The 15,069-nt window shown below is 40.9% G+C and carries 9 protein-coding genes and 1 pseudogene; 7 read left to right on the plus strand and 3 right to left on the minus strand.

From position 1 onward, the window contains the following. Positions 1 to 5 precede the first annotated feature (5 nt). A complete protein-coding gene (locus tag NQ782_RS13460) occupies positions 6 to 2,072 on the minus strand; it encodes a choline transporter (RefSeq protein ID WP_000179784.1) in 2,067 nt (688 codons plus the stop codon). Between the two features lie 117 nt (positions 2,073 to 2,189). Continuing rightward, on the minus strand, positions 2,190 to 3,812 hold the full coding sequence (locus tag NQ782_RS13465) for a BCCT family transporter (RefSeq protein WP_000243375.1): 1,623 nt from the start codon (positions 3,810 to 3,812) through the stop codon (positions 2,190 to 2,192). A gap of 265 nt (positions 3,813 to 4,077) precedes the next feature. On the opposite strand from NQ782_RS13465, the gene betI reads away from it, so the two are divergent. From betI to NQ782_RS13500, 7 genes are all read left to right on the plus strand, one after another. Further along, the gene (gene betI, locus NQ782_RS13470) at positions 4,078 to 4,701 is read left to right on the plus strand and encodes a transcriptional regulator BetI (RefSeq protein ID WP_000166965.1); all 624 of its coding nucleotides are present in this window, start codon (positions 4,078 to 4,080) and stop codon (positions 4,699 to 4,701) included. Then, positions 4,694 to 6,166, plus strand: a complete 1,473-nt coding sequence (betB, locus tag NQ782_RS13475) for a betaine-aldehyde dehydrogenase (RefSeq protein WP_057093060.1) — start codon at positions 4,694 to 4,696, stop codon at positions 6,164 to 6,166. The genes betI and betB overlap by 8 nt, the downstream gene beginning before the upstream one ends. Before the next feature lie 95 nt (positions 6,167 to 6,261). Continuing rightward, positions 6,262 to 7,920: a choline dehydrogenase gene (gene betA, locus NQ782_RS13480; RefSeq protein ID WP_057093058.1), complete on the plus strand. Its 1,659-nt coding sequence runs from the start codon at positions 6,262 to 6,264 to the stop codon at positions 7,918 to 7,920. 511 nt (positions 7,921 to 8,431) lie between these two features. Continuing rightward, entirely contained in the window at positions 8,432 to 10,072 is a 1,641-nt protein-coding gene (mqo, locus tag NQ782_RS13485; RefSeq protein ID WP_000714073.1) for a malate dehydrogenase (quinone), read from the plus strand. Positions 10,073 to 10,163: 91 nt separating this feature from the next. Further along, a complete protein-coding gene (locus NQ782_RS13490; protein ID WP_032047049.1) occupies positions 10,164 to 10,634 on the plus strand; it encodes a hypothetical protein in 471 nt (156 codons plus the stop codon). A gap of 216 nt (positions 10,635 to 10,850) precedes the next feature. Then, on the plus strand, positions 10,851 to 11,729 hold the full coding sequence (locus tag NQ782_RS13495) for a homocysteine S-methyltransferase family protein (protein ID WP_000697116.1): 879 nt from the start codon (positions 10,851 to 10,853) through the stop codon (positions 11,727 to 11,729). A gap of 5 nt (positions 11,730 to 11,734) precedes the next feature. Then, on the plus strand, positions 11,735 to 13,069 hold the full coding sequence (locus NQ782_RS13500) for a basic amino acid/polyamine antiporter (protein WP_001271340.1): 1,335 nt from the start codon (positions 11,735 to 11,737) through the stop codon (positions 13,067 to 13,069). 54 nt (positions 13,070 to 13,123) lie between these two features. Here the strand turns inward: NQ782_RS13500 and NQ782_RS13505 are convergent. After that, positions 13,124 to 14,941 (minus strand): annotated as a pseudogene (locus NQ782_RS13505) (lipase family alpha/beta hydrolase); the annotation flags it as partial. Positions 14,942 to 15,069 lie beyond the last annotated feature (128 nt).

A 15,069-nucleotide genomic window follows, 5' to 3' on the forward strand; every position in this document is an offset into this window, starting at 1 on the left:
TCCCCTTAAGCTTGTGGATCTGGGAATAATGGACGGTTCCCAGGGCTAATACGATTAATATGTAAAAACGTCATATGTCTTTCATATTTATCTAAAATGTCATTAATAACCTGTTCTTTACTGTAACCCACAAGGTCGTTGTCTTGAGAACCTTCATAAAGATAGGTTTCGAGACGGTAATAGAACTGTTTGCCTCGTTTTACACGCTGACTAAAGTTAGGTGCGCTATAACGAACAGGCCAAATCTGATAAACGAAGTTTTGCTCTTCTTCCAAATGAATAGTGATATCGAGATGATATAGCGCCTCTTCATCTTCAAGTGGTGTTTGCTGCACATCTACGTTCATACCTTGCTTAATGAGTTCATCGGCAACAGCTTGAACGGCAGGTTTGCAAACGGTATCGAGCATTCGTCTGGTTTCAGTCGTTCCCGGATGATGCATAACCCGAGTCAAACGCTGTTTCCAATTGAGAATGTCGACGTTACCCACAACAGGTGCCGCGTTCATACTTCGACTAGCATGCCTGTAGTCTTCAAGTCTGAGCGACTTATAAAGCCCCGCCATGACAAGGAACATCACGAAACTAAACGGCAGTCCCATAATAATGGTTGCATTCTGCAAAGCGGTAATCCCGTTGGTCATCAGCATAGCGAGTGTTAATAACCCAATGGCAATTGCCCAAAACACGCTTAACCAACGCGGCGCATCATTATCAATATGGGTAAGCTTGGTCGTGAAGTTACCTAAAACCAATGCACCCGAATCGGCAGAAGTCACATAGAATAAAAGGCCCGTCACTGTTGCGACTGAAGCAATAAAGGTAAAACCCGGGTACTGCGCTAACAGGTCATAAAAACCATGTGCCGGATTAGATAATACCGTTGCAGCTAAAGTCTGGTTGCCTTCAAAAATAACACTGTGCAATGCGCTATTACCAAAAATGGATAACCACGTTAAGGTAAATAACAGAGGAATAATTAAAGTCCCGCACACAAACTCACGAATAGTACGGCCTCTAGAAATACGGGCCAAAAACAAACCTACAAATGGCGACCAAGCAATCCACCATGCCCAGAAGAACAAGGTCCAACTGCTCATCCAATCTTTAGGTTGCTCAAAAGCAAAACTTTGTAAGGCTAAGGTTGGGAAGCGAGTTAAATAATCACCAATATTTTGTACTAGCGCATTGAGTAAAAACTCGGTATTGCCCAAGAACAAAATAAACAGTAAAAGACCAATCGATACATAAATATTGATTTCAGACAAAATCCGAAGGCCTTTATTCACTCCGGATGTCACTGAAATAATACTAATACCGACTGCAATGGCAATGAGTGCAAACTGCATCCAGATATTCTCTGGCAGTCCTAATAAAACATGTAAACCATAGTTCAGCTGTACCACGCCAATCCCGCAGGTGGTCGCAATACCAAAAATTGTCCCGATGACGGCAGCAGTATCTACACTATGGCCGATGGCCCCATTAATCCTGTTCCCAAAAATTGGGTAAAGTGCAGAACGAATGGTAAGCGGCAAGTTATAGCGATAACTGAAATAACCAAGTGCCATACCAATCAAGGCATACATACACCATCCGGTCAAACCATAGTGAAACAGCGTCCACACCATACTTTGGCGTGCCGCTTCATAGGTCTGACCTACGCCGACAGGCGGCTGCATATAATGAGATAATGGCTCAGCCACCGAGAAGAACATTAAATCGATACCAATACCTGCCGAAAACAGCATGGCAGACCAACTCAGTAAACTAAACTCAGGCTTTGAGTGTTTAGGACCAAGTTTAATCTCACCATACCGTGAGCAGGCAATGAAAATTACAAACACCATATACAGCGTTGCAGCCAGTAAATAGTACCAGCCAAAGGTTGACGTTACCCACGCGAGGACGGTGTTAATGGTTCGATTTGCGAAATCGTTAAATAAAAAAGTAACGAGAGAAAAGATTAAAATGATTAGAGCTGAAATATAAAAAACCACACGGTTAAGCGGGTCTTTTTTAGATTTAGATAATGTTAAATCATCAACTGCTCTTGGATTATCTGTTGCCATACAATCCTCAAGGAATAGAAGAAAAATAAAATATTCAATTTAGTCTTTTCACTATTTAACAATAATGAAAAGACTGCTTTGAACGCAAAAAATATAAATAAATGTGATGAACCAAGGTTATAAAACCTCGGTCACTTTGTTCTGGTCACAATTCGATGGAATAGAAATGTCTTTTGAAATAGCTAACTGCTTTTTCGCAACATTCGGGTCAAAATCATCTTGCTTTAAGGCTTTGGCTAAACCAAACATATAAAGCAAAATAATCACAGAAAATGGTAAACCACATAACACCACTGCACTTTGCATGGAGTTAAAACTACCTGCTAATAATAAGCCGATACTTACAATGGTAATGACCACAGACCAAAAGATGCGTAACCAGATCGGTGAATCACTATCACTGGTGCCCCCTTTCGAGGACAAATTGGCGATCATTAGTGTACCAGACCCAACCGGTGTCAAAAATAAAACGAAACAAATTACAACAACAATCCCGGCAATATACGGATTAAACGGGAGATATTCGAGTAATTTGAATAATGACAATGCAGGGTCACTTAAAACCATATCACCTAAAACTTTCTGTTTTTGATTGAGAATTAAATGAATTGCAGTATTTCCAAAAATCGAGATCCAAGCCAAGGTAAAACCTAATGGAATAAGGCATACACCCAAAACCACTTCTCGAATAGTTCGGCCTTTGGAAATGCGGGCAATAAACATTCCTACAAAAGGTGCCCAAGCAATCCACCATGCCCAATAAAACACAGTCCATGAACCCAACCAGCCACTGGCTTTTTGATTGTATAAATACATATCAAAACTTTTACCCATAAAATTATTAAGGTAATCGCCCGTATTTTGTACAAGACCATTTAACAAATGGTTAGTCGGTCCGGTTAAAAATACAAATAAAAGCAAAGCATAGAGTAAACGTAAATTAATACGCGATAACCACGCTAAGCCTTTTTCAATCCCGATCACTGTAGTGACTGTCGCCACAAACATCATGATTAAAACTGCAGTGATTAAAGTTGCAGAGCTATGCGGTATTTCAGGAATTAAATAACAAATGCCTGAAACCAATACCAAAGCACCAATACCTAAGTTGGTCACCAAAGAAATTACGGTTGCTAAAATACCAAAGCCATCGACAAAATCACCTACCAGCCCATGAACTCGCTCTCCAAAAATTGGATAGAGTGCCGAACGTAGTGCGAGTGGTAAATCTTGTCTAAAGGCAAAATAACCTAATGTCACACCTAGCAAGGCATAAAGTACCCAGCCATGAATCCCCCAGTGCAAAAAGCTATAGGTCATGGCATTGCGGGCGGCCTGAATAGTACCTGCCTCACCTTCTGGCGGTCTTAGAAAATGGTCAACAGGTTCAGCAACACCATAATAAAGTAGCGCGATACCAATACCTGCCGAAAACAGCATTGAGGTCCAAGCCAAATAACCAAACTCAGGTTTGTCGTGGTCTTTTCCTAAAGGAATCTGTCCCACTTTTGAGAAGGCAAGCCAAGCCACAAAGCCTAAACACAGCACAATCACCAACATGTAATACCACCCGAAAAAGTGGTTTACCTGCTCTTGCACATAGGTCAGCCAAAACTGACTTTTTTCTGGAAACAGCACAAATAATAGGCCAAAAATGCCGATACTGACTGCCGAACTCCAAAATACAAAACGATTTAACCGAATATGGTCTGAAGAATATCCATCACTTTTCAACACCATCTTATTGCTCCTTGCAATCGGTGTATTTTTTCCAAAATAACGTGATAAGTACCGGACTTATGCGCATCATCCTATCCGTAAGAACTTCTGATTCTATCTCTTCTACCCCGAAGTAAGATTCAAAAATTCATTGATTTTTACACATCATACTTGTTATTGATTGAACGTTCAATCAATAACAAGTATGATAAAAAAAGTGCTATGATGCTCTGCAAGTTAACATGCTGAATTTAAAGCACCCGTAAAAGTGCTGATGTGGACAATCATGACAAAACGCAGAGTAAAACCAGAGCATGTGCGCCGTGAAGAGATTATGAACGCTGCACTCGACGTAATTTATGAAGTGGGGTTATCCAATACCACCATTGCACAAATTGCAAAAAAAGCCGAGTTGTCGACCGGTATTGTCAGCCATTACTTTGGCGACAAACAAGGGTTAATAAATACCTGTATGCAAGAAATGCTCAATGTTTTGCGTCGGAAAACCGAACAGTACAGAGCAGAAGCAGATTCGCATCCGGAAAGCCAGATTAAGGCAATTATTGACTCTAACTTTGACATTAGTCAGGTAAATGAAAAAGCAATGCGGGTCTGGTTAGACTTTTGGTCTGCAAGCATGCATGTACCGGACCTGAGCCGTTTGCAAAAGATTAATGATCAACGCCTGTATTCCAACTTGAAGTTTTATTTTCTCAAGTTAATGGATGAACAACAGGCCAGTGTTGCCGCAAGAGGTCTGGCAGCATTGATTGATGGATTATGGCTACGTGGCAGTTTAAGCCGTCACAATGAATTTGACAGCGAACTGGCCCGTTCCATTGCTTACGATTATGTAAAAACGCAATTGCAATTTGCGAACAAGCCTTTGCAGGAGAGACAAAATGAGTGATGTACAAGTTCATCAATTGTATATCCATGGACGCTACGTTGAAGCAACCAGTGGTAAAACATTTAATAGTATTAACCCTGCCAACGGCGAAATTATCGCGACTCTTCAACAGGCATCTGAACAAGATATTGAAGCTGCTGTAAAAAGTGCCCAACAAGGACAAAAAATCTGGGCAGCCATGACCGCTATGGAGCGTTCACGTATTTTACGCCGTGCTGTCGATATTCTCCGTGAACGTAATGATGAGCTTGCCCGTCTTGAAACACTCGACACCGGTAAAGCCTACAGCGAAACATCTACCGTCGATATTGTGACTGGTGCAGATGTACTCGAATACTACGCAGGACTTGCAACAGCTATTCAGGGCGAACAAGTTCCGCTTCGCGAATCAAGTTTCTTTTATACACGCCGCGAACCTTTAGGCGTAGTTGCAGGTATTGGTGCCTGGAACTATCCAATCCAAATCGCTTTATGGAAATCTGCCCCTGCCCTTGCTGCCGGCAATGCCATGATTTTCAAGCCAAGCGAAACAACCCCGCTTACTGCATTAAAACTTGCAGAAATCTATACAGAAGCTGGTTTACCAGACGGCGTATTTAACGTGGTACAAGGTGCCGGTCGTGAAATCGGTCAATGGCTCACAGAACATCCTGTGATTGAAAAAATCTCATTCACAGGTGGTGTAGAAACTGGCAAAAAAGTGATGGCAAGTGCTGCTGGCTCTACACTAAAAGAAGTGACTATGGAGCTTGGTGGGAAGTCACCACTCATTATTTGTGAAGATGCTGACCTTAACCGTGCCGCAGACATTGCGGTTATGGCCAACTTCTTTAGCTCAGGTCAAGTATGTACCAACGGTACGCGTGTCTTTGTTCCAAAATCACGTTTAGCCGACTTTGAAAAAGCGGTTGTAGAACGTGTAAAACGTATTCGTATTGGTGACCCAATGGCTGAAGACACAAACTTCGGGCCACTCACTAGCTTCCCACATATGGAAAAAGTGTTGTCTTTCATTGAGTCAGGCAAACAACAAGGCGCTAAAGTATTAATCGGTGGTGGTCGTGCGACAGAAGGCGAACTTGCCAAAGGCGCTTATGTACTACCGACTGTATTTAGCGACTGCACTGACCAGATGGCGATTGTTCAAGAAGAAATTTTTGGACCTGTCATGAGCATCTTAAGCTATGAAACCGAAGCAGAAGTGATTCAACGTGCCAACGACACGACCTTTGGTCTAGCTGCCGGTGTGGTCACTCAAGATATTAGCCGCGCTCATCGCATTATTCACCAAATTGAAGCTGGTATTTGCTGGATTAACACTTGGGGTGAATCACCTGCCGAAATGCCAGTTGGTGGCTACAAGCAATCTGGTGTGGGCCGCGAAAATGGCTTAACCACGCTTGGGCACTATACCCGTATCAAATCTATTCAAGTTGAACTTGGCGATTATCAAAGCATTTTTTAATGCCTCAATCGCTCTAAAACCTTCAACCTAAATCACATATGCCGAGCAGTCTTTATAGATTGCTCAGGCAAACTGTTAGTAAAAAAAGGATAGTTATGAATATTAAAGAATATGATTACATTATTATTGGCGCAGGATCTGCCGGAAATGTACTCGCTGCGCGTCTTACTGAAGACAAAGATACCACTGTTTTACTGCTAGAAGCAGGTGGACCAGATTATCGCTTGGATTTCCGTACACAAATGCCGGCAGCTTTGGCCTACCCTCTTCAAGGTCGTCGCTATAACTGGGCTTATTTAACTGACCCAGAGCCACACATGAACAACCGTCGTATGGAGTGTGGTCGTGGTAAAGGCTTAGGTGGCTCATCTTTAATTAATGGTATGTGCTATATCCGCGGTAACGCAATGGATTTAGAACAATGGGCGACCCATAAAGGCCTTGAAAACTGGACTTATGCCGACTGTTTGCCTTACTACAAAAAAGCCGAGACTCGTGACATTGGTGGCAACGACTATCATGGTGATAGCGGCCCTGTATCAGTGGCTACACCCAAAAATGGCAATAATGTACTGTTCCATGCAATGGTTGAAGCAGGTGTACAGGCAGGTTACCCACGTACTGACGATTTAAACGGTTATCAGCAAGAAGGTTTTGGTCCAATGGACCGTACGGTTACGCCTAAAGGCCGCCGTTCAAGTACCGCACGTGGTTATTTGGATATGGCAAAAGGTCGTCCAAACCTCACTATTTTAACTCACGCGACGACCAACAAAATCTTGTTTAATCAAAAGCAAGCAATTGGTGTTGAATATATTATTGGTGCTGATCAAAACAACTTGCAACGTGCCTTGGTTAAACGTGAAGTATTACTTTGTGCAGGCGCAATTGCGTCACCGCAAATTTTACAGCGTTCAGGTGTAGGTCAAAGTACCTTCTTAAAATCAATGGATATTGATGTGGTTCATGATTTGCCGGGCGTGGGTGAAAACTTGCAAGATCACTTGGAAATGTACTTACAGTATAAATGTAAGCAACCCGTTTCTTTATACCCTGCTTTAAAATGGTATAACCAACCTGCCATTGGTGCCGAGTGGCTATTCAATGGTACAGGTATTGGCGCAAGTAACCAGTTTGAAGCTGGTGGATTTATCCGTAGTTCGGATGAATTTAAGTGGCCAAACATTCAATACCATTTCTTGCCAGTAGCTATTAACTACAATGGTAGTAATGCAGTAAAAGAACATGGCTTCCAAGCACACGTGGGTTCAATGCGTTCACCTTCACGCGGTCGTATCAAACTTAAATCGAAAGACCCGTTTGCGCATCCAAGTATCTTGTTTAACTACATGTCGACTGAACAAGACTGGCGTGAGTTCCGTGATGCAATCCGTATCACGCGTGAAATCATGCATCAACCTGCGCTTGCCCCATATCGTGGTGATGAAATTAGCCCGGGCAAACATTTGCAGACAGATGCAGAGCTTGATGACTTTGTTCGTAACCATGCAGAAACAGCTTACCACCCGTCTTGTAGCTGTAAGATGGGCGAAGACGAAATGGCTGTTGTAGATGGTCAAGGCCGTGTACACGGTATGAATGGTTTGCGTGTAGTTGATGCCTCAATTATGCCGCTGATTATTACCGGTAACTTAAATGCAACCACCATTATGATTGCCGAGAAAATTGCAGACCAAATTCGTGGACGCGAAGCGTTACCACGTTCGACTGCACCATTCTATGTAGCATCATAAAATCTTTAAGGGCATATTTCTTATGCAGGAATATGCCCTTAATTTATTATTTATAGCACTCATATTAATAAGAACTATGTATGACAGAAAAATAAGGTCATGCAAGGATATTAATTACATCAATAGGTCATAAATTAAAAATTCACCTATTTTTATCGAAGCATATCCTTCAAATGGCTTAAGTTTAACCAAATTTGTTTTATTAATTTATTTTCAATTACTTACAATAAAATTAAAACTAAAAATAATCTTATAAAAGTTTAATTTGATCAAATATAAATCATATTTATGATTTTAATAGAACCCATTTATTATAAAAATTGTATTGTCAATGCAAAATTAGTCTAAAATATAGAGTGTTTGCGATAATCCCAAGTAATTTTTCTTTTTTCAAAGTTCTCTGTTTTGGAGAATTTTACTTTCGCATTTATATCCGTTTTGTCTGGATACGCTGTCTAGGTTTCCTCACACCTTAAGTGACTCAAATAACTTATTTTAAGGTCCCCCTTACATGAAAAAGTTTTTGAAATACCTTCTGGTATTAATCATTCTTATTTTAATTGCGGGTATTGTTTTCTTGTTTAGACCGATTGCGTCAAAACAAGTACAAACTGCAAAAGATGAGCCAGTTGTTGATGCTGTTCTTGTTGGCGGCGGTATCATGAGTGCCACTCTCGGTACTTATTTCACTGAGCTTGAACCGAATTGGCAAATTCGTATGTTTGAGCGTCTTGATCAAGTTGCTCAAGAAAGTTCAAACGGCTTTAACAATGCCGGAACAGGCCACTCTGGCTTTATGGAAATGAACTATACCGAAGAGAAAAACGGTAAGATGGAAATTGCCAAAGCTGAAAAAGTTGCTTCTCAGTTTGAAGTTGCTAAACAGTTCTGGTCATATCAGGTAAAACAAGGCGTTTTAGCTGAACCAAAAACATTCATTAACCCAGTTCCACACATTGCTTTTGTTTGGGGCGATAACGTTAAATTCTTAGAAAAACGTTATGCTGCCATGATTCAAAGCCCGCTTTTCAAAGGCATGAAATTTACTGAAGACCCAGCTGTGATTAAACAATGGGCGCCTTTAGTCATGACCGATCGTGATCCAACTCAAAAAGTTGCAGCGACTCGTATGGAAGTTGGTTCTGACGTGAACTATGGTTCAATCACTAAACAATTAGTGAATCACTTAAACCAAAACCCTAACTTCAAATTACAGACTTCAACTGAAGTGACTGGCATCAGCCAAAATGATGACAAAACTTGGACGGTGTCTTTCAAAAATTTGAAAACTGGTAAAACAGACCACGTTAAAACGCGTTTTGTATTTATCGGTGCAGGTGGTGCCGCGGTTAAATTATTGCAACTTACTGGTTTACCAGAAGCGAAACAATATGCTGGCTTCCCTGTAGGTGGTGAGTTCTTAATTACTGACAACCCAGCAATTACTGCTCAGCACACAGCGAAAGTATATGGTCGTGCGGAACTTGGTGCGCCTCCAATGTCTGTACCACATATTGATACACGTTATATCGACGGTAAAAAATATGTATTGTTTGGACCATTTGCAACGTATTCAAACAAGTTCCTAAAAAATGGTTCTCAACTTGACTTACTTGCTTCAACAAATAAAAGCAATGTTTTACCAATGACCACTGTTGGCTTGGAAAACCTTGATCTTGTTAAATACTTGGTGAGCCAAGTGATGATGTCAGATGAAGACCGTCTCAATGAACTTCGTAAATACTACCCAGATGCGAAAGCTGAAGACTGGCGTTTAAGCCAAGGTGGTCAACGTGTTCAGATCATCAAAAAAGAACCGGGTAAACCTGCAACACTTCAATTCGGTACAGAAATCTTTGCATCTAAAGATGGCGCTGTAACTGCATTGTTAGGTGCGTCTCCGGGTGCTTCGACTTCTCCATACATCATGCTTAACTTGCTTGAAAAAGCTTTCCCTCAGCAAACTGAAGGTAAGTGGAACCAGAAGCTTCATGAAATTGTGGTTTCTTATAAACAAGACTTAAGCAAAGACCCTGTGTTACTCGACAAAGTTCGTCAGTACACAAGCTCTACGCTTGGCTTGAACTATACATCTCCGTTCAAAGCTGCAAACGATGAAACTGCTGCTGCCCCTGTTGCAAAAGCAAACTAAGTTTGATGATGTATAAGTAAAATATCAAAAGGATGAATTTCGATTCGTCCTTTTGTTTTTTAAGACTTCTGTTGAGATATTTAGACTTGCCATGACGCCTTTAAAATCATCACCTCGCCTCTTACCGTTTTGTTTTAAGCTCGTACTTGTTTTGCTACTGGCTTATCTTTTGTTAAGTGGGTTTTATATGTGGATGATTGGCGGTACAGCTATTTACGTCAGCTCAGCCGTGTTATTTGTCATTACTGCCTATTCTTTTAAGCTCGGTAAATATCAAAAACTGTGTTCTGTTTTAAATGTGCTCATGAGTGCACTCGCGTTATATTTCAGCACGGCTCATCTATTTTTCTCCCCTATCCAGTTCTTTATATTTTTACCTGCGCTATTTTTTGTTGTGTTGGCTTTTACTCAAGTAAGTAAAGTTCGTAGTTTATCTAAAGTACTCATATTAATTAGTTTATTGATTTGGTCAGGCGTACATTTTACGCAGCTTGAACAACTTAAAGCGTATTATCAAACACAGCATACTGGTGAAAGCTGGCAGCAATACGGCGCGCTATAAGACTATTTTTAGTCTGTATACTTCATGAATATCTATTTTCTTTTTCACATGAAGTTCATCAGTAAAACTGAACAGCATTTACAGAATTCCTTTTAAGAAAAAATATTCATAACAATCTAATTTATTTAGAAATATATCGAGCATATTCGCGATTGAATAGCATTCGTCTACACGCTAGATTAGCTGAATTATTTTTCTCCCTTTACGTTGTAATTTATGAAAATTTTAGATGGCGGTTTAGGCCGTGAATTGGCTCGCCGTGGCGCTCCGTTTCGTCAACCTGAGTGGTCTGCGCTTGCACTCATTGAAGCACCTGAAACAGTAAAAGAAGTCCACCTCGACTTTATCAACGCTGGTGCAGAAGTCATTACAACCAATAACTATGCGGTTGTGCCATTTCATATTGGTCAAGAACGTTTTGAAACTGACGGCGTGCGTTTAATTAATGTTGCGATTGAACAAGCAAAAAATGCAGTTAAAGAAAGCGGCAAAAATGTCAAAATCGCAGGCTGCTTACCACCGTTATTTGGTTCTTACCGCGCCGACTTGTTCCAACCGGAACAGGCTAAAAATCTTGCTGAGCCAATTATTAACACATTGGCACCAGAGGTAGATTTCTGGCTCGCTGAAACTCAATCATGCTTAAAAGAAGTTGAAACAGTCCATGCATTATTGCCACAAGATGGTAAGGACTATTGGGTGTCATTTACGCTACAAGATGAGATTAAACAAGAACAAGCTTTACTTCGTTCTGGCGAAAATATGCAACAAGTGGCTGACTTTATAAAGCAGTCAAATGCCAAAGCAGTATTGTTTAACTGCTGCCAACCTGAAGTGATCTTGCAAGCGATTAACGAAATTAAAGGACTTATTCCTGAGTCTGTGCAAATTGGTGCTTATGCCAACGCGTTCCCACCACAAGATGAAAGCGCTACTGCTAACGATGGTCTGGATGAAATTCGTAAAGACTTAGACGCTCCTGCTTATCTTACTTTTGCTAAACAATGGCAGCAAGCAGGTGCAAGTTTAGTGGGTGGTTGCTGTGGTATTGGACCAGAACACATTGCTGAACTTTCTCAATTTTTTAAAGAATAAATACCATGTCTGCTGCCAAAATCGGATTACTGTCTCTTACAGCGCTGGTATTTAGTTCTATGGTGGGGTCAGGCGTATTTAGCCTCCCCCAAAATATGGCTCAAGTCGCCAACGGCTCTGCCCTTCTTGTTGCATGGCTCATTACCGGAGTCGGCATTATTTTCTTGGCTCTCTCATTGTTGCATTTAACCCGTCAACGACCAGATCTAGATGGCGGTATTTATAACTATGCACGCGAAGGCTTTGGAGACCTCATCGGGTTTTGCTCGGCGTGGGGCTATTGGTTGTGTACTACCATTGGTATTGTCGGTTATGTAGTGATTGCCTTTTCAGGTGTCGGCATGTTTACCGACAGCAAAGACCACGTTATTTTTGGTGAAGGTAATACGCTCTACTCACTGATTGGATCAAGCATTTTTGTATGGCTGGTGCACTGGTTAGTAAGCCGAGGTATTAAGGAAGCTGCGATTGTGAATTTACTGGCAACCATTGCCAAAATTATTCCAATGGTGGTTTTCATCTTCTTTACCTTCATTGCCTTTAAGTTTGATCTATTCAAACTCAACTTAAATGATTTTTCTTTAAAAGTTCCCCTTTGGCAGCAAGTAAAAGACCTGATGCTCATTACCCTTTGGGTATTTACCGGTATTGAAGGTGCGGTGGTTTTATCATCACGTGCAAAAAATCGTCATGACATTGGCAAAGCGACCATTTTAGGTGTGTTGCTGGCATTAAGTTTTTACGTGATGGTCACAGTATTGGCTTATGGTGTAGTGAGCCGTGAAGTGCTTGCAGGCATGCATAACCCATCTATGGCGACCATTTTGCAGCAACTCATCGGTCTACCGGGTACCATTATTATTACCATTGGGCTTATTATTTCAGTTTCATCGTCTTATTTAAGCTGGACGTTATTTGCCACTGAAATTCCATATCTAGCTGCAAAAAATGGCGCATTCCCAAAACTATTTTTAAAGAATAACCAAAATAATGTGCCGATTTCATCACTATGGCTAACTACTATGGTGGTGCAAGGTTCTTTGATTGCCGTGTATTTTTTTAATAAAAACTACACTCAGCTTTTATTGATTTCATCGGTAATGATTTTGCTACCTTATTTTCTGGTATCGGCTTTTTATCTTAAAGAATCTATTCGCCACAAACGTACGCCGCATATTGCCATTGCAAGTGTCGCTTCAATCTATGCACTTTGGTTGCTCTATGCAGCAGGTTTAGACTTACTTCTGTTGTCTGGTGTGTTGTATTTGGTTGGCTTGGTTATTTTTTCAATCAGCTACTTTGAGCACAAAAAATCGCTCAAACAAAACCAGCTTAATTAATGACTTCAACCACTGTTGAGCTATTTCAGCAGTGGTTTTCTAAAAACTAAAAATCTATTTTGAAGGCGGCGACTGTTTTAAATGCAATCGTAAAATACGGCGTAATTCTAAAATTGCCTCAGGGCTAGTTTGAATCGAATGCCCACCTTTAATAATCAGCTCCGACTGCTCTCCACCTAAATGTGAACTTTGATACGGCACAATCCCATCGCTCATTTTTGACTTATCTGTCGTACCATTTATGTTGCCCATAATTGAGTGATAGACCACGTTGGACGAGGGTTGAATGGCTTGGGTCAACTGCATAAAGTTAGAAGAACGACTTAAATTACTCGCTCCATTTTCAATTAAGCCTTTTCTGAGTTTGGTATTTTTCTCATCTCTCATTTCAACGGCAATAAAAAAGTCGGCAGGTAAGCGAATAATACGGCGAGCAATTTGGGTAAACCATCGGTCAGCATAGTCAGTACCATGATGCGGCGCCGAAACAAAAACAACCCGCTTAAAATAGGGCAAATCTTTGAACTGAAAACGCTCTCGAATAACCGGATTTTCTTTTAAACGCTTTAACTGTGCTTCATTCATTTTTTGCACGGCTAAATCAGAAACATCTGCATCGCTTACTAGCAAGCGACTAATCACGCCGCCCATACTATGCCCAACCAATACGGCATCGTGTGCCACATAACTGTCTTTCGCAATGTTTTGAAAAGCCTGATTCAGCAAAGAATAAATCTGAAAACGACTTTCAAAAATCGGCATACTGGTTGAATAAAACACCTGCCAAACTTGGTAGTTTTGTCTTAATTCGGCATCACCCATAATGTCATTGGTTAGGCTCACCCATGCCTCTGGGCTGCTTGCCAAGCCATGAATAAACACAATAATTTTCTTATTGGGGTTAAAGGGTTCCAGCATATATAAATGCGGCATAATCAAATTGGCTTCTTTATTAATTAAAGACCAATAGCCTGCTGCACCTAAATTATATTTCGATAACCATAGCCCATAAGGCGCCGAATAGTTGGCAGTAAGCGGATAGTCCACGCCTTCAACTTTTACGCGGTCCTGTCGGTATGGGTCAAACATGGCAATTTCTAACTCTGCCCCATCAATGACCTGATCGGCTGTGGCCTTTTGTTTTGGGTAAGCAATAGCCGTGACTGGAAAGAAACGTGGTAAATGAATGTTGGGATTACTCTGGTGAGCATAAAAAGCGTCGGGATCTAAAATAAAACCATGATTTACATCATGCTCCTTACGCCCCACAATAAACTCCGCGCCTAAGCCATCCTTACGGTTGACAGTATTAAACCCTGAAAAGTTCATGTTATAGCTAGAGCGAAAGGTATCGACTTCAATATGCTGTACATCTACAGCATGATCAAAGTTAACGTGGTACTCATGCCCATCTGCTTTTAGTAAAGGTGGGAAATGAAGCGTATTTAAATGATTAAAATACGTGGTCATGAGCTTCGACAAGGCGACGTTATAAAAGATACGTACCTGATTTTGGCGATGGTCAAATACCCGATCGAAAGGCGACTCTTCAGAGTCAAATAGATAGACATAGCTATAGCGCAAGCTTTTATCAAACAACGCAAGCTCTTGCTCAACACAACTGTTACTTTTAAGAGTGGCATTGCACTGGCTACTACGCCCAGCATCTAAAGCTTTTGCCAAATAAATTTCACTCAGCGCCGCATAACGTTCTTCTCGGCTGCTATTTTCAGACAACCCCTGAATTTTATTTAAACAGACATTAAAGTTTTGCAGACAAGACGTTTCACTTTCTTTGACCAAATACAGCAAGTTTTGGGTTTGATGACTTAAAGTATTGTCGGTCAAAATGCTTTCATTTTTACTTTTTAAAGGCTTTGTTGCACAAAGATTTAAAAGTTAAGACTTCTCATATCTACTCAAATTTAAGTGACAACTCGGGTATGTGGTCTGCCTAAGTCCGTAAATTTATTTAATACTGCCATACGTGCATGAATCTC

The sequence above is a fragment of the Acinetobacter sp. BD54 genome (assembly GCF_044778325.1).
GTDB classification, from domain to species: Bacteria; Pseudomonadota; Gammaproteobacteria; order Pseudomonadales; family Moraxellaceae; genus Acinetobacter; species Acinetobacter baumannii.

Coding starts and splice junctions, on each gene's coding strand:
- NQ782_RS13460 (WP_000179784.1), bottom strand. CDS start 2,072: ATGGCAACAGATAATCCAAGAGCAGTTGATGATTTAACATTATCTAAA.
- NQ782_RS13465 (WP_000243375.1), bottom strand. CDS start 3,812: ATGGTGTTGAAAAGTGATGGATATTCTTCAGACCATATTCGGTTAAAT.
- betI (WP_000166965.1), top strand. CDS start 4,078: ATGACAAAACGCAGAGTAAAACCAGAGCATGTGCGCCGTGAAGAGATT.
- betB (WP_057093060.1), top strand. CDS start 4,694: ATGAGTGATGTACAAGTTCATCAATTGTATATCCATGGACGCTACGTT.
- betA (WP_057093058.1), top strand. CDS start 6,262: ATGAATATTAAAGAATATGATTACATTATTATTGGCGCAGGATCTGCC.
- mqo (WP_000714073.1), top strand. CDS start 8,432: ATGAAAAAGTTTTTGAAATACCTTCTGGTATTAATCATTCTTATTTTA.
- NQ782_RS13490 (WP_032047049.1), top strand. CDS start 10,164: ATGACGCCTTTAAAATCATCACCTCGCCTCTTACCGTTTTGTTTTAAG.
- NQ782_RS13495 (WP_000697116.1), top strand. CDS start 10,851: ATGAAAATTTTAGATGGCGGTTTAGGCCGTGAATTGGCTCGCCGTGGC.
- NQ782_RS13500 (WP_001271340.1), top strand. CDS start 11,735: ATGTCTGCTGCCAAAATCGGATTACTGTCTCTTACAGCGCTGGTATTT.